The 19,041-nt window shown below is 55.3% G+C and carries 23 protein-coding genes; 11 read left to right on the top strand and 12 right to left on the bottom strand.

What is annotated here, in order from left to right:
- Positions 1 to 9: 9 nt before the first annotated feature.
- The 5 genes from narJ (at position 10) to BM205_RS21430 (ending at position 4,023) form a co-directional block, all read left to right on the top strand.
- Positions 10 to 669, top strand: coding sequence for a nitrate reductase molybdenum cofactor assembly chaperone (gene narJ, locus BM205_RS21450; protein WP_092416911.1), 660 nt, complete (start codon positions 10 to 12; stop codon positions 667 to 669).
- 69 nt (positions 670 to 738) lie between these two features.
- Complete coding sequence (gene narI, locus BM205_RS21445) at positions 739 to 1,425, top strand: respiratory nitrate reductase subunit gamma (RefSeq protein ID WP_092416903.1); 687 nt, start codon at positions 739 to 741, stop codon at positions 1,423 to 1,425.
- A gap of 15 nt (positions 1,426 to 1,440) precedes the next feature.
- Positions 1,441 to 2,238, top strand: a complete 798-nt coding sequence (locus BM205_RS21440; RefSeq protein WP_254783996.1) for a peptidylprolyl isomerase — start codon at positions 1,441 to 1,443, stop codon at positions 2,236 to 2,238.
- 70 nt (positions 2,239 to 2,308) lie between these two features.
- The gene (locus BM205_RS21435) at positions 2,309 to 3,547 is read left to right on the top strand and encodes an MFS transporter (RefSeq protein ID WP_254783995.1); all 1,239 of its coding nucleotides are present in this window, start codon (positions 2,309 to 2,311) and stop codon (positions 3,545 to 3,547) included.
- 68 nt (positions 3,548 to 3,615) lie between these two features.
- Positions 3,616 to 4,023, top strand: a complete 408-nt coding sequence (locus BM205_RS21430) for a ribonucleotide reductase subunit alpha (protein WP_092416900.1) — start codon at positions 3,616 to 3,618, stop codon at positions 4,021 to 4,023.
- A 150-nt stretch (positions 4,024 to 4,173) separates the two neighbouring features.
- Here BM205_RS21430 and BM205_RS21425 read toward each other — a convergent pair whose 3' ends face one another.
- The 4 genes from BM205_RS21425 to guaB all read right to left on the bottom strand — a co-directional run bounded on the left by BM205_RS21425 (position 4,174) and on the right by guaB (position 9,214).
- The gene (locus BM205_RS21425) at positions 4,174 to 4,554 is read right to left on the bottom strand and encodes a SirB2 family protein (RefSeq protein WP_092416899.1); all 381 of its coding nucleotides are present in this window, start codon (positions 4,552 to 4,554) and stop codon (positions 4,174 to 4,176) included.
- A 43-nt stretch (positions 4,555 to 4,597) separates the two neighbouring features.
- Entirely contained in the window at positions 4,598 to 5,797 is a 1,200-nt protein-coding gene (locus BM205_RS21420) for an NnrS family protein (protein WP_092416898.1), read from the bottom strand.
- 261 nt (positions 5,798 to 6,058) lie between these two features.
- Entirely contained in the window at positions 6,059 to 7,639 is a 1,581-nt protein-coding gene (gene guaA / locus BM205_RS21415) for a glutamine-hydrolyzing GMP synthase (RefSeq protein WP_092416897.1), read from the bottom strand.
- Positions 7,640 to 7,753: 114 nt separating this feature from the next.
- Positions 7,754 to 9,214 carry an IMP dehydrogenase gene (guaB, locus tag BM205_RS21410; RefSeq protein ID WP_092416896.1) on the bottom strand — a complete coding sequence of 487 codons (1,461 nt, stop codon included), beginning with the start codon at positions 9,212 to 9,214 and terminating at the stop codon, positions 7,754 to 7,756.
- A 198-nt stretch (positions 9,215 to 9,412) separates the two neighbouring features.
- Here guaB and BM205_RS21405 point away from each other — a divergent pair, with 198 nt between their 5' ends.
- Positions 9,413 to 9,955: a DUF4124 domain-containing protein gene (locus tag BM205_RS21405; RefSeq protein WP_092416895.1), complete on the top strand. Its 543-nt coding sequence runs from the start codon at positions 9,413 to 9,415 to the stop codon at positions 9,953 to 9,955.
- A 38-nt stretch (positions 9,956 to 9,993) separates the two neighbouring features.
- Here BM205_RS21405 and BM205_RS21400 read toward each other — a convergent pair whose 3' ends face one another.
- The gene (locus BM205_RS21400; RefSeq protein WP_092416894.1) at positions 9,994 to 10,308 is read right to left on the bottom strand and encodes an RnfH family protein; all 315 of its coding nucleotides are present in this window, start codon (positions 10,306 to 10,308) and stop codon (positions 9,994 to 9,996) included.
- Positions 10,292 to 10,732, bottom strand: coding sequence for a type II toxin-antitoxin system RatA family toxin (locus tag BM205_RS21395; RefSeq protein ID WP_092416893.1), 441 nt, complete (start codon positions 10,730 to 10,732; stop codon positions 10,292 to 10,294). The genes BM205_RS21400 and BM205_RS21395 overlap by 17 nt, the downstream gene beginning before the upstream one ends.
- 67 nt (positions 10,733 to 10,799) lie before the next feature.
- Here BM205_RS21395 and smpB point away from each other — a divergent pair, with 67 nt between their 5' ends.
- Positions 10,800 to 11,249, top strand: a complete 450-nt coding sequence (gene smpB, locus BM205_RS21390) for an SsrA-binding protein SmpB (RefSeq protein ID WP_092416892.1) — start codon at positions 10,800 to 10,802, stop codon at positions 11,247 to 11,249.
- Positions 11,250 to 11,454: 205 nt separating this feature from the next.
- Here smpB and BM205_RS21385 read toward each other — a convergent pair whose 3' ends face one another.
- The gene (locus BM205_RS21385) at positions 11,455 to 12,372 is read right to left on the bottom strand and encodes an SPFH domain-containing protein (RefSeq protein WP_092416891.1); all 918 of its coding nucleotides are present in this window, start codon (positions 12,370 to 12,372) and stop codon (positions 11,455 to 11,457) included.
- Between the two features lie 71 nt (positions 12,373 to 12,443).
- Positions 12,444 to 12,905, bottom strand: a complete 462-nt coding sequence (locus BM205_RS21380; protein WP_092416890.1) for an NfeD family protein — start codon at positions 12,903 to 12,905, stop codon at positions 12,444 to 12,446.
- Positions 12,906 to 13,089: 184 nt separating this feature from the next.
- Between BM205_RS21380 and BM205_RS21375 the strand changes: the two genes are divergently transcribed.
- From BM205_RS21375 to BM205_RS21365, 3 genes are all read left to right on the top strand, one after another.
- Positions 13,090 to 14,859, top strand: a complete 1,770-nt coding sequence (locus BM205_RS21375) for a tetratricopeptide repeat protein (protein WP_092416889.1) — start codon at positions 13,090 to 13,092, stop codon at positions 14,857 to 14,859.
- A 92-nt stretch (positions 14,860 to 14,951) separates the two neighbouring features.
- A complete protein-coding gene (locus tag BM205_RS21370) occupies positions 14,952 to 15,248 on the top strand; it encodes a type II toxin-antitoxin system RelE/ParE family toxin (protein ID WP_092416888.1) in 297 nt (98 codons plus the stop codon).
- 3 nt (positions 15,249 to 15,251) lie between these two features.
- On the top strand, positions 15,252 to 15,563 hold the full coding sequence (locus BM205_RS21365) for an addiction module antidote protein (RefSeq protein WP_092416887.1): 312 nt from the start codon (positions 15,252 to 15,254) through the stop codon (positions 15,561 to 15,563).
- A gap of 111 nt (positions 15,564 to 15,674) precedes the next feature.
- Here BM205_RS21365 and BM205_RS21360 read toward each other — a convergent pair whose 3' ends face one another.
- The gene (locus BM205_RS21360) at positions 15,675 to 15,965 is read right to left on the bottom strand and encodes a winged helix-turn-helix transcriptional regulator (RefSeq protein ID WP_217646076.1); all 291 of its coding nucleotides are present in this window, start codon (positions 15,963 to 15,965) and stop codon (positions 15,675 to 15,677) included.
- A 489-nt stretch (positions 15,966 to 16,454) separates the two neighbouring features.
- On the opposite strand from BM205_RS21360, the gene BM205_RS24450 reads away from it, so the two are divergent.
- Positions 16,455 to 16,724: a hypothetical protein gene (locus BM205_RS24450; protein ID WP_217646075.1), complete on the top strand. Its 270-nt coding sequence runs from the start codon at positions 16,455 to 16,457 to the stop codon at positions 16,722 to 16,724.
- Positions 16,725 to 16,793: 69 nt separating this feature from the next.
- On the opposite strand, the gene BM205_RS21350 is transcribed toward BM205_RS24450, so the two are convergent.
- The 3 genes from BM205_RS21350 to BM205_RS21340 are packed head-to-tail and all read right to left on the bottom strand — an operon-like array spanning position 16,794 to position 18,964.
- Positions 16,794 to 17,663 (bottom strand): CopD family protein, encoded by an 870-nt coding sequence (locus BM205_RS21350; RefSeq protein WP_092416884.1) that lies wholly within the window; start codon positions 17,661 to 17,663, stop codon positions 16,794 to 16,796.
- On the bottom strand, positions 17,663 to 18,055 hold the full coding sequence (locus BM205_RS21345; RefSeq protein ID WP_092416883.1) for a copper resistance CopC family protein: 393 nt from the start codon (positions 18,053 to 18,055) through the stop codon (positions 17,663 to 17,665). The genes BM205_RS21350 and BM205_RS21345 overlap by 1 nt, the downstream gene beginning before the upstream one ends.
- Positions 18,056 to 18,067: 12 nt before the next feature.
- Positions 18,068 to 18,964 (bottom strand): hypothetical protein, encoded by an 897-nt coding sequence (locus tag BM205_RS21340; protein ID WP_092416882.1) that lies wholly within the window; start codon positions 18,962 to 18,964, stop codon positions 18,068 to 18,070.
- Positions 18,965 to 19,041: the final 77 nt, after the last annotated feature.

Raw genomic sequence — 19,041 nt, 5'->3', positions numbered from 1 at the left:
ATTTTCAGCATGTTGAGCGCCTTGCTCGATTATCCTGACCAATCGTTGATTGACGCGTTAGCCGAGATCCGCGCCACGCTGCCCACCCATCAGGCGTTCCCGCCAGCTACGCGGATCGCTTTAAACGCTCTGGTCGACCGGCTGGCGATGCAGCCGCTCATGGATTCGCAAGAAGAATACGTTGAAACCTTCGACCGCGGCCGGGCCACCTCTCTCTATTTGTTCGAACATGTCCATGGCGAATCGCGTGAACGAGGACAAGCCATGGTTGATTTGCTCGCCATGTACGAAACCAAAGGATTGTTTCTCGGCAGCGGCGAGCTACCGGATTACCTGCCGGTATTTCTGGAGTTCCTGGCCCAGGAAACGCCTGTGCAGGCGTACCAGCTGCTCGGAGAGATAGCCGACATTATCCGGGCGATTGCGACCAAACTGGCCGAGCGCGGCACCCCCTACTGCTCGGCGGTTGCCGCATTGCTGCCGCTGGCGGGCGAACTACCGTTGACTATGACAGCGCTTGTTGCTGAGCCGCCGCCCAACCAGGAAATCGATGGCCAGACGCTGGATAAGGAATGGCAAGACGAACCGGTGAGTTTCCTCGGTGCGCAAGCCCCTGCTTCCGGACAAGCCCAGCCGATCCAGTTTTACGATAAAAGACCAACGCGGTAACCAAGGAGCAACGATGACTCTGTTTCAGTTGCATGCGTTTGAAAGAAAGACTTTCGCTGGAGATGGCTTATGAATCAGCATTTCATTCAATCATTTTTGTTTGGCATTTATCCTTATATTTGTCTTGCGATCTGGCTCACTGGAAGCCTGATCCGATTTGATCGTGAACAGTACACCTGGAAAAGCGATTCGTCACAACTGCTGAGACGCCGTCAATTGCGCCTGGGCAGCAATCTATTTCATGTCGGTGTGTTGATCGTGATTGCAGGCCACTTTGCGGGATTCCTGGCGCCGCACTGGATGGTGTCACCGTTTCTGAATGCATCGCAGCATCAATTCGTGGCGATGGCCGCAGGCGGCAGCGCCGGCATCGTCGCGATCATCGGTTTATCGATTTTGCTTTACCGTCGACTTGCCGATCCTCGAATCCGCATCAACAGCAAACGCGCGGATATTCTGGTCCTGGTGATATTGTGGCTGCAGCTCGCACTTGGCCTGGCCACGGTGCCGCTGTCGATTGCTCATATGGATGGAGCAATGTTCGAAGTTCTGAGCGATTATGTAAAAGGGATAGTCACGTTTCAACCTGGTGTCGCCGCTCTAGTCGCCCAGGCGCCATTGGTCTACAAGATCCATATAGCGCTGGGGTTTACCATTTTCCTAGTTTCTCCTTTTACGCGCCTGGTTCATATCTGGAGTGGCCTGGCAACCATCACCTATTTGTTTCGTCCCCACCAGATCGTGCGCAAGCGCTAATCCGAGGAAAATCCTATGTCCCCAAATATGATTCACGCTTCTGCCACATCCGACATGGCCGCACTCAGCGTCAATGGCGTCTTGATCGATGCGCAGGCAATTGCGGCCGAAGCGGTGAACCACGCAACCGATGCCGATGCTGACCACGCGGCACGCCTGGCATTGGCGGTGCGTGAATTGCTGACGCAAAAGGCCATCGAAAAAAGGTTGTTGACGGTCGGCGCCGCACTGGACGACGCAATCATTGACCGGCTACTTGAGACGGATTGCCCGATTCCGACCCCGTCCGAAGAAGAATGTCAGCGTTATCATGCGGCAAACTCGCAGAAATTTCACAGCCCAGATCTAGTTTTCGCGCGTCACATTCTGTTTGCGCTGACAGAGAATGCGCCAATGACGAAGGTCCGCGCCCGGGCTGAAGAAACTCACCGCGAACTGGTCCGGTATCCGGATCGATTCGAAGCACTTGCGCAAACTTTGTCGAACTGCCCTTCCGGCCAGGTTGGCGGGAATCTAGGGCAGTTGAGCCGCGGCGAAAGCGTCCCGGAATTTGAAACGGCCGTCTTTGACAGCACGCACGTCGGCCTGTTACCGGGATTGATCAAATCACGCTACGGTTTCCATATTGTTGCGGTGGAGCGCCGCATCGCAGGCGTTGCGCTACCTTTCGAAGCAGTACGAGAGGTCATCAAGCGCTATCTCTCGGAGCATGTACGGCACAAATCGATTCAACAGTATCTGACACTGTTGGCGTCCAGTGCCGAACTGACTGGCATCACGCTGGATGTGCGTCCTGGCTTCCTGTTGCAATGACCATCACCGTGGGTTGGCATTCGCATCGGATGTCATTTTTATCGGCCTTGCGCCCTGATCTGGAGCAGTCATGACTTCAAAGAAAAGTCCCATGCTGGTTTTGTCCGTCACCACGCTGGCGTTTATGGTCTGTTTCGTGGTCTGGATGATGTTCGGCGTGATCGGCATTGAGCTGCGAACCGAGCTTGGCCTGAACAGTACCGAGTTCGGCCTGCTCACATCCACGCCGGTTTTGACCGGCGCGCTTTTGCGTTTACCTTTGGGAATCTGGACCGACCGCTTCGGCGGCCGTGTGGTGATGACGCTGTTGCTGGTCCTTTGTGCAATCCCCGTGTTCCTGATTTCATATGCGACAGTGTTCTGGCAATTTCTGGCGATCGGACTATGCCTGGGCGCGGTTGGCGCATCGTTCGCCGTAGGTACACCCTATGTCGCCCGCTTCTTCCCGCCCGAAAAACGAGGATTCGCCATGGGATTCTTCGGCGCCGGTACGGCAGGCGCTGCAGTCAACTTGTTCATCACGCCTTCGCTGCAGGCAGCTTTTGGCTGGCGCGCAGTGCCAAAAATATACGCGCTTGCACTAATCGCCACCGCTATTATTTTCTGGCTTGGCTCCTCTCCGGATCCTGGCGCCAGCAAGACATCGGGGTCCTTGCACAAACAGTTCCAGATATTAAAGAACCCGAAAGTCTGGAAATACTGCCAGTATTACTCTATCTGTTTCGGTGGTTTCACCGCATTATCGCTGTGGATTCCGCAGTACCTGAAGGGTGAATTCGGGTTTTCGGTTGTCACCGCGGCAGCCCTGGCAGCCGGCTTCTCACTACCGGGATCGGTATTGCGCGCGCTCGGCGGTGGCCTGGCCGACCGCTTTGGTGCACATAAAGTAACCTGGTCGGGGTTATGGGTTGCGTGGGTATGCTTGTTCCTGTTGTCCTATCCCGACACCGCTTTTGTTGTGAGTACAATCAACGGTCCACGCAGCTTCCATATCCATTTGGGAGTCCCCGTATTCATCGGACTACTCTTCGTGCTCGGTACGGTATTCGCGTTTGGCATGGCATCAACATTCAAGTATGTTGCCGACGACTTCCCGGAGCAGATGGGTATTGTGACGGGCATCGTTGGCCTGGCTGGCGGCCTTGGCGGTTTCCTGCTACCGATCTTGTTCGGCGTGATACTGGATTGGCTTGGCATACGTTCAAGTTGTTTTATGTTGCTCTATGGAGTTGTTTGGGTATCATTGATTCTGCTGTATCTATCCAATGTGCGGCAAGTCCGGATCGATGGTCAATTAAGTACTTCCTGAACCGCATACACGCCACACACACGCTGCATCGTGCATGCATCAATACAAAACCATATGGATGAAAGAGCATGAGTATTTCAAGCTTTGAAGATTTGCTAAGCGCGGCGCGGCAACAATCGGAACCGCAGCGCCTGCTTTTCGTATTTACCAAGATGGAATTGCCGGATGATTGCACCGACGAGCAGCGAAGCGACTTTGAGGCAGGTGTCGGCGGCACATTAACGCCATTAATGTGCCTGGATAAAATACCAGAAGAATTGAGTACGTTTAGCGCATTGCTTGAAGAATCCCGTCAGTTCCTGCTGGACTGGACAATCGTCTTCGTCGCCGCCCTTTCAGGCCGGAACGGGCATGCGCCCACAGCCGAAGATGCAGAGGCGCCATTAAACCAGATGGTGGAATCAATCAAGGCTGGTTCCGCCGGCATGTTCATACCGTTCGATACGCAGGGTCAGCCCGTATTGTTGGCCTCATAGTAAGCACTGTATTGGTGAGTCGCGGATCCTCTTGGCGAAGCCGGCCTCGGCTGGAGATTGAGCGATGGACGACGACATCCTGATAGTGCGCGAATGCAGTCTCCATCACGCAAAAGCGATCCCGGAGTTAGATCCGGCTGGTTAATCGGATTAAGCAAGCGCGAGTACTTGTTTCGTTACTGCCACCGACGCGATATAAGCAAATATGGCCAACGCCGCGATGAATGCGTAAACACGCACAGTCTTGGTCTTGCCACGTTTTAATGCGATGGTGCCGATTGCGATGTAGGCAAATACTGCCAGAATCTTGGCGGTCAGCCAGTTTTGAACGAACGGATATTGCCCGCTCCAAATTACCATGATGAGAGCGCTAACGAGGAGCAAGGTATCGACAACTTGCGGCACTATTTTGACCCAGCGCTGCCTCAACATTGCCGATTCATGTAGCATCCATACCCCGCGCAGGAAAAACAAGCTACCGCTCGACGCGGCGCAAGCGATATGAAAATGTTTGATCGATATGTAGTCCATAGGTGATGTTCTAAAACAGTGATGGTTTTGTAAAAAAACTATCCTATCCGGGTTTACCATCCAGCCGGGCGCGTGTTAACACAGGCCAGTAGCGCACGGTGTATAGAGCAAATGCAATCGCCCACAGCAGCGCCGACAGCTGAATACTCGGCATGTACAGCCGAGGTGACACAATGCCGCCAAATACCCGAACCAGCGCGGCGGTTTGTATCAGAATAAACATCGCCACCTCAAACCGGTCTGCCGCTAACGGCCGTCCGGTATGGCCGCGGGCAGTCCGCGTCATCATACCCAGAGTTAATCCGCCAATCGCACCGACGGTGAGCGCATGTATGGCATACGATCCAACCAGCAGCCCAAGAGCGCTCAAACCACGTAGCGCGAGGTACAGGACTATCCATGCGTATGCGGCATGAAGTATCCACACCAGCGGTGTGGCAAGGGTGCGCCACGGCTTCCACAAGAACAGGCGCACACCATGCGCCAGCCCGCAGATCAACGCGATTGCGGCGATGATTGCCTGGGGCAATTGCAGCAGATCTACTACAAACAATAGCACGACGGTCCCCAGCGCGATTTTTTCTATCAACGGTCTGCGCGTTGCATTTGTGCCGGGGACCCCGTTGTTGGTAAACATGGGGATCACGCGGCCGGCGACTACCACCATGATGAACAGCACCACATCCAGCATAAGCTGCAGCCCCAAACGCGGCGACAGTCCAATGCGTCCCTGCAAAGCCAGGTGTACCGCGAAGGTCAACACCCCCATCAGCACCAGTAGTCCTGCAAAAAAATAATTGCGGACATTCCGAGCTTGAAACAATGGAATACCGATCGCCACTGCCACGGCGACAGGAAAAGCCGCGTTCACCACGGCTGCCGTCATAGCGAACGGCGTCAGCACCAAAACTCTGCCGCAGATCCAAAGTACTGCTAATGCCATCAATGGAATTCCGCTCGGCGTCGGCCGGTTGGTCCACGCACGCACTGCGGTTAGCAGAAAGCCCGCAATAACCGCGGTTGCGTACCCAAACAGCATTTCATGAGCGTGCCATACCGCCCCTTGTAGGTATGCAAAGGGAAGATATCCAGAGAACTGCGCTGCCCAAAGCAAGACGCTGAAAGCACAGAAAAGACTCGCCAGAAGGTAAAACGGGCGAAAACCCAAATTCCATAGCGCGAAGCCGTCCGTGACAGGCTGCAATTTGGGTTGGTGTGGTCGGGCTAGAGGTAACTCGTTCATGTGCAGTCCTAGCTCGTTATAACGCGGTAGAAATGATTAGAATTTTTCGATACCATGCAAATGAAAAAACACACAGAATGGTATTGGACTTGCGCCATGCTATCGGCGGAAATAATACCATTAGTAATACCATCTAAAATAGATACTTGGGTATGCATTGACGTGCTAGCCAGTACCGGACCAGAAAACAAAAAAGCCCGCATTTATGCGGGCTTTGGAGCATTTTCTGCTTTTGTTTACCAGCGAGTGCCGGACATCAGATCATTCCCACTCAATCGTCGCCGGCGGCTTACCTGAAATATCGTACACCACGCGATTGATCCCTCGCACTTCATTGATGATGCGGTTAGACACCCGTCCCAGCAATTCATGCGGCAGATGCGCCCAATGCGCAGTCATGAAGTCCTGCGTTTGCACTGCGCGCAAAGCAACCACATATTCGTAAGTACGGCCATCACCCATCACGCCAACCGACTTGACCGGCAAGAACACAGCGAACGCCTGGCTGGTCTTGTCGTACCAGGACTCGTCCTCATCGTCCTTGGTATTGCGCAATTCTTCGATGAAGATGGCGTCGGCGCGACGCAGCAGGTCGGCGAATTCCTTTTTGACTTCGCCCAGGATCCGCACACCCAGACCCGGACCAGGGAACGGATGGCGATACACCATTGAATGCGGCAAACCGAGCGCGACGCCCAGCTTGCGCACTTCATCCTTGAACAGTTCGCGCAGCGGCTCCAGCAATTTCAGGTTCAAGGTTTCCGGCAAGCCGCCGACATTGTGGTGGCTCTTGATGGTGTGCGCGGCGTTCTTGCCCTTGCCTGCACTTTCGATCACGTCCGGATAAATCGTCCCTTGCGCCAGCCACTTTGCGTTCTTCAGCTTAGCCGATTCGACCTGGAATACTTCGACGAATTCACGGCCGATAATCTTGCGCTTGGCTTCCGGATCGGTGACGCCGGTCAGATGGCCCATGAACTGTGCCGTGGCGTCGACATGGATCACCTTGACGCCGAGATTCTGGGCAAACATCTCCATTACCATCTTGCCTTCATCGAGGCGCAACAGGCCGTGGTCGACGAATACGCATGTCAGCTGATCGCCGATGGCGCGATGGATCAGGGCTGCGGCGACACTGCTGTCAACACCGCCGGACAAGCCCAGGATTACTTCGTCGCTGCCGACTTGCTTACGGATCGATTCAACCGCCTCGGCGATGTAGTCCGGCATGTTCCAGTCTGGTGTACAGCCGCAGATATCGATGACAAAACGCGTCAGGATCGCTTCGCCTTGTACCGTGTGGGTGACTTCCGGATGGAACTGCACCGCATAGAATTTACGCTCTTCGTCGGCCATGCCGGCGACCGGGCAGTTCGGGGTCGATGCCATCAACTTGAAGCCAGGCGGCATTTCATTAACCTTGTCGCCGTGGCTCATCCAGACCTTCAGCATCGCATGCGAATCGGGTGTGACGAAATCGCTGATATCCTTCAACAGCGCTGTATGACCGCGCGCGCGGACTTCGGCGTAACCGAATTCACGGACCTTGCCCATCTCGACCTTGCCGCCCAGTTGCTCGGCCATGGTTTGCATGCCGTAGCAGATGCCGAACACCGGCACGCCAAGCTCGAATACCGCTTGCGGCGCACGTGGGGTATCGCCGTCGGTGACGCTATTCGGGCCGCCCGACAGGATCACGCCGGCAGCACCGTAGTTACGGATGAATTCGTCCGACACATCGTAAGGATAAACCTCAGAAAACACGCCAGCTTCGCGCACGCGCCGTGCGATCAGTTGGGTTACCTGGGAGCCGAAATCGAGGATGAGGATTTTTGAGTGCATGGTGGAGGCCTGGTGGCTGATTTAGCAAAAAATGAGAATCTTTAAACTGCACGCGCCACCTGCGACTATGCCGCAGGTGGCGCGTTCATGAGACAGAGTCAAGACTGAACCAAATCAATCGGTACGATAGTTTGGCGCTTCCTTGGTAATCTGCACATCATGGACATGCGACTCGCGCATGCCGGCTGAAGTGATTTCGACAAACTCGGCTTTTTCGCGCAGTTCATCGATCGTCGCACAACCGCAATAGCCCATGGAAGAACGTACGCCGCCGACCAGTTGGTACAAGATGGTCAACACGCTGCCCTTGTAAGGAACCCGGCCTTCAATGCCTTCCGGTACGAACTTGTCAGCCTTGTTGGCGGAATCCTGGAAGTAGCGATCGGCAGAACCATCCGACATCGCACCCAGGCTACCCATGCCACGATACGACTTGTAGCTGCGGCCCTGGAACAGGATCACTTCGCCCGGTGCTTCTTCAGTACCGGCGAACATGCTGCCCATCATCACGGTGGAGGCGCCGGCTGCCAGTGCCTTGGCGATGTCGCCCGAAAAACGAATGCCGCCGTCGGCGATACATGGAATGCCTGTACCCTTGAGCGCTTGCGCCACATTGGAGATGGCTGAAATCTGCGGTACGCCGACACCGGCCACGATCCGTGTAGTACAGATGGAGCCCGGGCCGATACCGACCTTGACGCCGTCAGCGCCATGATCAGCCAGCGCCTTGGCGGCAGCTGCGGTCGCGATATTGCCGCCGATGACTTCAACCTGCGGGAAATTCTGCTTGACCCACTTGACGCGATCCAGCACGCCTTTGGAGTGACCGTGTGCGGTATCGACCACGATGACGTCGACGCCGGCTTTCACCAGCAACTCGATCCGTTCTTCGTTATCGGCGCCGACGCCGACGGCTGCACCCACCCGCAGCTTGCCCTGGCTATCCTTGGATGCCAGCGGGTGCGAGGTGGATTTCTGGATATCCTTGACCGTGATCAGGCCGCGCAGCTCGAATGCGTCGTTGACCACCATCACGCGTTCCAGGCGGTGTTTGTTCATCAGGCGCTTGGCTTCCGACAGATCGGCGCCGTCCTTGACGTACACCAGCTTCTCGCGCGGGGTCATCTTGGCGCTGACTTCCGCATCCAGCTCTTCTTCAAAACGCAGGTCGCGATTGGTGATGATGCCGACCAGGCGATTGCCGTCGACCACCGGGAAACCGCTGATGCCATGCATTTCCGACAATGCCATCACTTCACGGATGCGCATGTTCGGCGGAATCGTGATCGGATCACGCACCACGCCGGATTCAAAACGCTTGACCTTGGATACTTCGCGCGCCTGCTCTTGCGCTGTCAGGTTCTTGTGAATAATGCCGATGCCGCCCTCTTGCGCCATGGCGATCGCCAGCCGGGCTTCAGTCACGGTATCCATTGCCGCCGACAACAACGGAATGTTGAGGTCGATATTACGGCTCAGGCGTGTCTTGAGAGTGGTGTCTTTGGGGAGGACGTCCGAATAAGCGGGGACTAACAGCACGTCATCGAACGTGAGTGCTTTTTGAAGTAGACGCATAGTTTTTCCTATAGGCGCAAAACCGAATTATACAGAAATCCAGGCAAGTCGCCTAACGCTGCGCGATTTTAGCCGCAACACGTAAAATATTTCCACAAAGCACTATCCATCAATTGACACGACTGGTAAAACATGGCGAAATCTGCGCACTGTTTTTAGTTCTGCCATTTCACTTTTAATACGCCCCAAGGACAAGCAATGAATGCACCTCGCCTGAAACAGGTTTTCTCCGCCACCGCGGCACTGGTTTTGCTCAGCCTGGCGACTTCCGCCCTGGCGCAGTTCGTGTGGCTGGATGAAAAAGGCGTCAAACAATATTCAGACCAACCGCCGCCGCCTTCGGTCCCGAACAAACGCATCCTGAAAGCACCGGGCCAGCACCTGCCGCGCAATGCCGGCTATGCCGGCTCAGAAGATGCTGCGGCTAACGCAACGACCGCGGACGCTGCCGACGACAGCAAGCCGGATGCGAAAGCGGCGCCGACTGTCGCCGAGCAGAATGCCGCATTTCAAAAACGTAAGGCTGAGCAGGCTGAAAAGAGCAAGAAAGCCGAGCAGGACGCCAAACTGGCCTCTAACAAGGCAGAAAATTGCGCCCGTGCCCGCGCCAATCAGCGAACCCTCGCTTCCGGTGCGCGGATTGCCCAGACCGACGCTAACGGCCAGCGCTCATACATGACCGATCAGCAGCGCGCGCAGCAAAACGAGCAGAACCAAGAGACCTTGAACGACTGTCAGTAAAACAGGAAGTGAAATAGAAAACCGTAAAAGCCCGCCATTCAGCGGGCTTTTTTATCGGCGCGTTTGCGGCGCGATTCCATCGGATCGGCAATCAACGGACGATAGATTTCAATCCGGTCCTGATCGCGCAATACGGTATCCAGCGTCTTCAGCTTGCCATAGATGCCAACCCGCCAGCAGCTAAGGTCGATTTCGCGTATCTCTTCCAGCAGGCCGCTGCGCTTGATACCGTCGTGCAGCAGCGTCCCGGCCGGTACTGACAGCTGCTTGATGGCCTGCACACCAGGGCTGGCGTAACAGACCTGGATCTGTATCAGTGTTTCGGTGGCACCCTTGTCAGTCATGATGGCCATATACCGTGTCAGCGCGCTTGCAGAAGGAATCGACGAAACTGTTGGCGATCATGCTGAATACCGGGCCGATCAGTTTTTCCAGGATCTTGCTGGAGAATTCGTAATGCAAATCGAATTCGATCTTGCAGGCATCGGCCCGCAATGCCTTGAAGCTCCAGTTGCCGTCGAGGTGCTTGAACGGCCCTTCGACCAGGCGCATCTGCATGGCGCCGGGCGGCGTGTTGCTGTTTTCAGTAGTAAACGATTGCTTGATACCGTGGTAATGTATGTTCAGCGTCGCTACCAGCTTGCCGGCAGCCCGTTCACGTACGTCCACCCCGCCGCACCACGGCAGGAATTGCGGGTAGTCTTCGACCCGATCGACCAGCGCAAACATCTGTTCAGCGCTATATCCCAAAAGAACCGTTTTATGCACTACTGCCATTGAATATCAACCATTTGATAGAATCACAACTTGAAATTTTAACCGACCTGCGCGATTTTCCTAATACATGAGCATTATTGACAACAAAAAAGTCTTCCACGACTACTTCATCGAAGAGCGTTACGAGGCAGGCATGGAGTTGCACGGCTGGGAAGTGAAGTCCATCCGCGCCGGCCGCGCCAATCTGAAAGAATCGTATGTCATTGTCCGCAATGGCGAAATTTATCTGTTCGGCGCCCATATCAGCGCCCTCCTCAGCGCGTCCAGCCACGTCCATCCGGAAGCGGTGCGCACCCGCAAGCTACTGCTGCACGCAGAGGAAATCAAGAAGCTGATCATGAAGGTCGAGCGCTCCGGCTACACGCTGGTGCCGATCAACCTGCATTATCTGCGCGGCCGCATCAAATGCGAAATCGGCCTGGCCAAGGGTAAGAAACAGCACGACAAGCGCGATACCGAGCGTCAGCGCGACGGTGAACGTGAAGTGCAGGCTGCGATGAAGCAGCACCGGCGTTAATCCGCAAAGCCATTAAGTCATTAAGTTAGGACTTACGCAAAACTGCCCCAGCGGCGTTACTCCTCCTAGCCGTACATTCGTACTGTCGTCGTCGTGCCTTGCTGGAACAGTTTGGCGTAAGTCCTATAAGTCATTAAGCCAGACACGATAAAAAACGGCCCCGGCGAAATTTGATTTTCGCCGGGGCCGTTTTTTTATATCGAGATTACGATTTGGTCTGAGACTTGACCACTTGCAAGGCGGTGGCAATCAGGCCGCTGATATCGCCCATGTTGGCCGGCACGATAATCGAATTATTCGTCTTCGCCAACTGGCCGAACGCTGCCACATACTGCTCCGCCACTTTCAGGTTGACAGCATCCGAACCGCCTGGCGACTGGATCGCAGCCGCGGTCTTGCGGATCGCTTCGGCGCTGGCTTCGGCGATCGACAGGATCGCTGCAGCCTGGCCTTGGGCGCGGTTGATGGAAGCCTGCTTCTCACCTTCCGACTTGGCAATCGATGCTTCACGCTCACCGGTCGCAATATTGATCTGTTCCTGCTTGCGACCTTCAGATGCTGCAATCAGCGCCCGCTTCTCACGCTCGGCGGTAATCTGCGCCTGCATCGCGTGCAAGATTTCCTTAGGCGGCGTCAAATCCTTGATTTCATAACGCAGCACCTTGACGCCCCAATTCGCGGCGGACTCGTCAATCGCGTTAACAATCGTGGTGTTGATGTGATCGCGTTCTTCAAATGTCTTGTCCAGTTCCATTTTACCGATCACCGAACGCAAGGTGGTTTGCGCCAGTTGCGTGATAGCGGCGATATAGTTGGAGGAGCCGTAGGAAGCGCGCATCGGATCGGTAATCTGGAAATACAAGATGCCGTCTACCTGCAACTGCGTGTTATCGCGAGTGATACAAACCTGCGGCGGCACATCCAGCGGAATTTCTTTCAAGATGTGCTTGTAGGCGACGCGGTCGATGAATGGCACCACAATGCTCAGCCCCGGTCCCAGGGTGGCGTGATATTTACCGAGACGTTCGACTACCCACGCATGCTGCTGCGGCACCACTTTGATCGTCTTGGCGATAAATATGACAACAATCACCAGCAAAATTAACGAGACGCTTCCGAACATGATTTTTTTTCCTTATGAATGAGAACAGGATCGATCGCCACGCTACTGCGGCGCGAAAGACAAGATACGTGCTAGTGCTGATCCGGCCTGTTACCTACTATCAGCCGGCTGCCGCGTATTTCGTGAATAAAAAACAGACCGGCATCTGCATTTGCCGCCGGCGCCAGCTCGACATCCCACAGCGCGCCGCGATACTTGACGCGCGCCGTATATGCCCCCTCGCCATTGGTCCCGGCATCGTGCTGCCACTGTTCGACCGTGATCGACTGGCCGATATCCAGATTGACATTAGGGTCGCGCTCAGCCTGGACTCTCGTGCGGCGACCGAATTTGCTCCGTCGCAACACATAAGTAGCGGCCAAAGCTACCACCGCAGCAGCCAGTAATTGCCATTCCACGCCAATCCCCAGCAGCGCGACGACACCGCCGACGGCCAGGCCAATCGCTACCATCAATAAATACAAGGTAGTAGTGAATAGCTCTGCCATCACCAATACGCCAGCCGCCAACATCCACATCACCCATCCGGCCATATGCCAATCTCCGTTATGTAGAACACCCAGTGTAATCTATTTGACAACTGAAGTTGCAATAACTTGCTCCTCGTTTCACTCATTTCCAAGGCGGCAACCGCTGAAGCCAGCTCAATCCAGTGCTATCCTCCTCACTTCTCCATAGGCTGCTGGTGGTTATTCCAACCACGCCGGCCAGATAAACATGAACACGATCAATCTTATCCAGCAAGCATACAAGAATTTCCAGGAAGGAAATGTTGGCCACGCCGAACGGTCGCTCAAGGATATTCTAAAGAGCCAGCCGAACAATTTCGATGCCTTGCATATTCTCGGCGTGATCTGCGCCGCCACCGGGCAAAAGGACGAAGCGGCGCAACTGTTCCGGCAGGCCCTGGCCCTGGATGACAAGAACGTATCGCTGCATTACAAACTGGCGCGTGTGCAGTTTGAATCGGGTCAGTTCGAGGCCGCTCTACTTGCCTATGAAAAAATTATTACCTTGGGTTATATCAAACCCGAAATCTTGCTGGCCAAGACTGTCGCCCTGATCAATCTGCAGCGTCACCGGGAAGCGCTGGATTGCATCGAACAGGCACTCGCCGAATGGCCAGATTACGCTGACGGCTGGTCGCACAAAGGCAGTATTTTGTACCAGCTGGGGCATTTTGAAGACGCATTGGTTTGCTTTGACCAGGCGCTGTCGCTGCAACCTGCAATGGCCGACGGCTGGTATAAAAAGAGCCTGGCGCTGGATAAGCTGAAACGCAACGCGGATGCGCTCGCCAGCATTGACCGCGCCTTGGCGATCGCGCCAAAAAACGCCGCCTACTTGCTGGACCGCGCCGTCATCTTGCATCAGCTGGAACGCTATGCCGAATCCCTGAGCGACAATGAAACAGCCCTGTTGCTAACTCCCGGGAATGCCGAAGCCTGGGGCGATCATGGCCTGACCCTGAGCCGCATGAAACGCCACCAGCAAGCGCTCGTCAGCTATCAGCAGGCGCTCAGCCTGCGCGCCGATTACGCGGATGCGCTGTCGAATCAATCGCTATCGCAACTGGTGCTGGGGCAGTTTGAGGCGGGTTGGCAAAGTTATGAGTACCGGTGGAAGAAAGGTAATGCGGACTTTCCGCGTCATACCGAAATCCCTTTATGGCTGGGCCGGCAAGCCATCAGCGGCAAGCGGATTTTGCTCTGGTCGGAACAAGGCTTGGGCGACACTATCCAGTTTTGCCGCTATGCTGCACTGGTCGCGGAGTCAGGGGCGGAGGTGGTGCTGGAAGTCGATCCCGCACTGAAAACAATCGCCCGGACCATGGGGAACTTCAAGGTTATCGCCATCGGCGAAGAATTTCCACCGGTCGACTATCAAACGCCGTTGATGAGCCTGCCGCTGGTATTCAAGACCGACCTGGCAACCATCCCGGCATCGCCCTTTTACTTCAAGGCCGATAATGCGAAAAAGGAAGACTGGAAAAGCCGCCAGAATTCCGCCAACGGAAAACTGAAAATCGGCCTGGTGTGCTCCGGCAATGCGGGCAATACCAACGATCATCGGCGCTCCATGCCGCTGCAGGAATTTGCGCCGCTGCTACAACTGGATGGCGCGGAATTCTTCCTCGTGCAAAAGGATATCAGGGAGGCGGATCAGACATATTTGCTACAAGCCTCAAAGCTCAGGCAGGTGGCAAATGACATTGCAGATTTCGACGACACCGCAGCGATCATCGCCAGTCTCGACCTGGTGATCAGCGTCGACACTTCCGTCGCCCACCTGAGCGGCGCCCTCGGCACGCCGGTCTGGATTCTGCTGCCTTGGGCACCTGACTGGCGCTGGTTGCTGGATCGCGATGATAGTCCCTGGTATCCGAGCGCAAGATTGTTCAGGCAAGACCAGGCCGGCGATTGGCAAGGCGTGATTGAGAGGGTATCCAGTGCACTGCACGAGTTTTTAAGTATCGACTCAAAATAGAGCTCGGGCAAAGTAATTATTTGACAACAATCAATGATCGCGAAAAAGTGAAATACCATTGACTTAAGTATCCAATCGGATACAATTCGGATATGCTTGAGATTTCGCTCTCGAACGTCTTTAAAGACTGGCTTCGTTATTTACGTGATGTTCAAGGCAAAGCTAAAATCCTGACCCGCATCCGCTCAGTAAGTCTCGGCAATCTTGGCGATGTTGAACCGGTCGGGGAAGGCGTTAGCGAACTACGCATTCACTGCGGCCCAGGTTACCGCATCTATTTCACCAAGCGTGGAAAAGCGATGGTATTGCTGTTGGTGGGTGGCGATAAGTCTTCGCAGAAGAAGGATATCAAGCTAGCCAGGCAAATGGCGAAATCACTAAAGGAGTGAAACATGAAACAGACATTTTCGCCATTTGACGCTGCAGACTTTCTGGACAGCGATGAAATCATCGCGGCCTATCTTACCGAAGCGCTGGCAGACGACAATCCTGATGTGTTTATTGCAGCGCTGGGTGATGTCGCAAAAGCGCGCGGGATGTCGCAGATTGCGAAAGATGCCAAGCTTGGCCGGGAGAGCTTGTATAAGGCACTCGCGCCGGGCGCCAAGCCACGTTTTGAAACCATCGCCAAACTGATCAACTCTCTCGGCGTCAAGATCGCCATCGTGCCTAGCGCTCATTTAGAGGCAACAACGCAGCTCTAAACGTGGATACAAACGCAGCCACAAAATACATAAATCGTGATTCGTCCTGATCGGTCGCGAATACCCGAATTCGCCTCCAGGTGGAAATCGATAGAACGTGAAGGCAGCCGTTCAAAGTCGCGCATCCGTTCCTTCAATGTGATCCAGTCCCCAAGTCTTGATCTGGGCCATCACGCCATGGAGCGAATGCCCTTTCTCAGTCAATCGATACACCTCCCTGCCGCTAATATCGCTGGACGGGTAGCGTTCGACAAGACCATTGGCAGTAAGTCGGGCCAGTCGCTCGGCAAGGATATTAGTCGCGATTCTCTCCGGTGACGCGAGGAACTCCTTGAAATGCGACTTGCCGTGCATTAAATCTCGAACTACAAGCAGCGTCCACTTGTCGCCTAGAAGATCCAAGGTGCACGCGACCGGACATACCGAGCGCCGGTTCTCGTTTTGAACCGGACTCGCGTTGTTTGTGGGGTGGGCTGCGCCCTGTCTAGCACGTGGCAAAGAAGCTCCTACGTAACGGTCGTCGGGACGAAATCGGATTTTTTACTGTCCGTACCTTGACTTTATTCAAAATACTTGCAAAATGCAAGTCATAACTTGCATTTTGCAAGTTTCAGCCGGATATTGGAGGCTTGTATGGAACCCGTCAGAAACCTTGCAACGCTACTTCCCTTTGCGGCGAGCGTTGCCTTCAGCACGCTCGCGTGGGGAGCAGTTTTCCTTAACCATGTCTGGCCGCGCTTGCGCGAGCTCCCCCTGCACGCGGCGGTACGTCCCATCCTTCATCTGCACTTGTTCCGGTTTATAGGCTTGGCGCTCATCGTGCCGGGCGTCGTCGGTCCAAGCCTTGCAGCGGGGTTCAGCGCACCCGCGGCGTACGGAGATCTCGTTGCAATGACGTTGGCGTGGGTGGCTTTGATGATGGGATCAGGCCGCTATTCGCGCATCGCGATCTGGACCTTCAACTTGTGGGGTTTTGCCGACCTTTTGTTCGCCTTCTACCAAGGCGTGATCGGCGTCGGCATCGACCCTGCTTCGCTCGGCGCCGCCTGGTTTATCCCTACCGTCTGCGTTCCGCTCTTGCTTTGGTCCCATGTACTGGTATTCGCGATCTTGCTGCGGACCTCGCGGTCGGCTAGTTTCCTGGCCCGTGTAGCGCAGTAACCGAGGTGGGGACATACATTGCCGAGGACTGGCCGCTTGAGCGCCGGGAAACCATGCGCTCTATCCATCCTATGCTGGCATGGTAGCCCCCAACTTGGCGGCCAATGCCAGCACGATCAACAGCACCACCGCTTCAACCAGCAGCACCTGCCTGAAGCCCGTGGCGCCGACGGCCTGATCACGATCCAGACGTGCTAGCCAGTGCCAACGATTTCGCACTCCCAGGCCGGCGGCAATCCCGACTGTACAAAGTTTCGCCAGCAATATCCAGGCGTAGGCCGAACTCCAAGGATTGTCGGCATGCCCAAGCGTCCGTGCCACATTAAACAGACCGCTGCCGACCACCAGCAGCAGCGCCAGCGTAGCAATTTTCGATACGCGATGCGCCAATGCACTGCGCTGCTGCAGCGGCCAGCCGGACCAGTCGGATGTCAGCAGCACACAGACCCCGACTGATCCAGCCCAGGCTGTGGCTGCCAGCACATGTACAGTGTGGATCAATACGGAGAAGCTGGCTAGGCCCTGGTCTGCCGCGTGCCCGGTCGCCGCCCGTGCCAGCGCGACTCCCACCAGGCCGGTCACGAACAGGCCATTTCGAAGCGGCAACGCGATATTGGAGGTCGACACCATCAATATGATCCAGCCAGTCAACGCGAGCCAGATCATGCCGCCAAAATGCGACTGCGTGAGTACCAGCCAGAGTGCTGCAGGCAAGCCGGCGATACTGGTTTCCGTCATGGCGACGGTGCCGGCGTACAAGTAAGCCGCTAGTACGACTCCGAGAAGTACGCAAACCTGGCGAGCAATGCCGGCGAGTCGTGCCGAGGTAACGGTCGAAAACACGCCCCCTTGCAGCACGGCGACGCCGACGGCGGCTGCCAGCGTGATATTCAGCAATCCCGCAAATAGCGGCTGCATCAAGTCCGCTGCCAGACTCATCACTTCACCGTGAATTTATAGCTTCCTTGAGTACGGTGACCATCGTCTGCAACCGCGACCCATTTCACCTGATATACGCCGCCTGGCAGGCTCGGTAGCGCTACGCGCATGGTCTTGTGCGTGGTGGCATCAACCTCGGCTTTGGCGCTGTTGACTTGCTTGCCCTGCGCATTGCTGACAACCAGGCTGCTAAATGCCGGTTCCAGTCCTTCGTTGTAAGTGATGCTGACTTCCTGCGGAGCACTCACGACCGCACCGGCAACGGGAGCCTGGGTTTCAGGCCGGGCGTGTGCCCATGCCTGACCGATGCTGCTCAAACCAAGTATGCCGGCGATGGCGGACAAGCGTAAAAAGAAATGAATCGCAGATCCGTGAAAAAATGATTTATGCATGATAAGTACTTTTTAAAAAATTGGTTTCCCGATGGATTTCGGGAAAATATCGTCGAAGAAGAAGTGAGTTTGCAGCAACACGCCTATGCCGCGCCCACTGGCGCGATTGGCGGGGATTTGCATTTCCAGTCCGATCTGAGCGGTACGCGATTCCCAAATGATCCCAGGGTTGATAGTACCCGTAGTCCGGCCTGAACAACTGCCGCTGGTGCAGGTGCTCATCGCTAGCTCCACCACCGGAATCAGATTTGAGAATGGCTTCGACAACCCGACGTTTTTGACGAACGATTGCAAGTACGACAAGCTGTATTGTAACGTCATGCCCCAGTTCAGGGCATTCGAAACACTGCTGTCGCTTGCGTATTGCTGGCCAACCGTGCCGGTAATTGCAAACGGCTTGAGCCAGCCCAACGCATCCGGCAGATCGCCAAAGCCTTTGCCTGCATAGACCGTCGGTGTATAGGTCGAATAGCTGCTGCCGATGGCCTTGCTGCCGGTGCCGCCGACAGCGCCATTGATACCGACCGATAGCATGAATTCGTGCACCGGATTAACGTACACCAGATACTTGATGCCGAGTCCGATATTATCGAAACCTTTGACAGCAGGATTGCCGGTGACGCGCTGGGTGGCGTAATTGTCGCCGATGCTGAACGCCAGGTTCGGCGTGACGGTTTTGGAATAGTTGGCCGACCAGGTATTCACGCTGGCGGTGTCACCGTCGTCGTTAGCTGTCCTGATGTGGCCGAACTGAAAATCCAGTTCGTCGCCGACGCCAGGGTCGTCGACAGCCATGGTGGCTGGAAAGATTCGGTTGCCTGCGATGGCATGCGCGTGGCCGGGCGAGGTCATGCTTGCAATAGCAAGCCCGAAAGTCGCGCGAACGAGTATAGCGATTACGTTAGGCATAGCTTTGATCCAACCTCTCAAATAAAAAAATCCTCCCCCTGGTTACAAACGGGGGAGGATTTTTGAATGCCGCAGCA

Source organism: Collimonas sp. OK307, assembly GCF_900113705.1.
Lineage (GTDB): Bacteria > Pseudomonadota > Gammaproteobacteria > Burkholderiales > Burkholderiaceae_D > Collimonas.
This window is presented reverse-complemented; position numbering and strand designations above follow the sequence as displayed.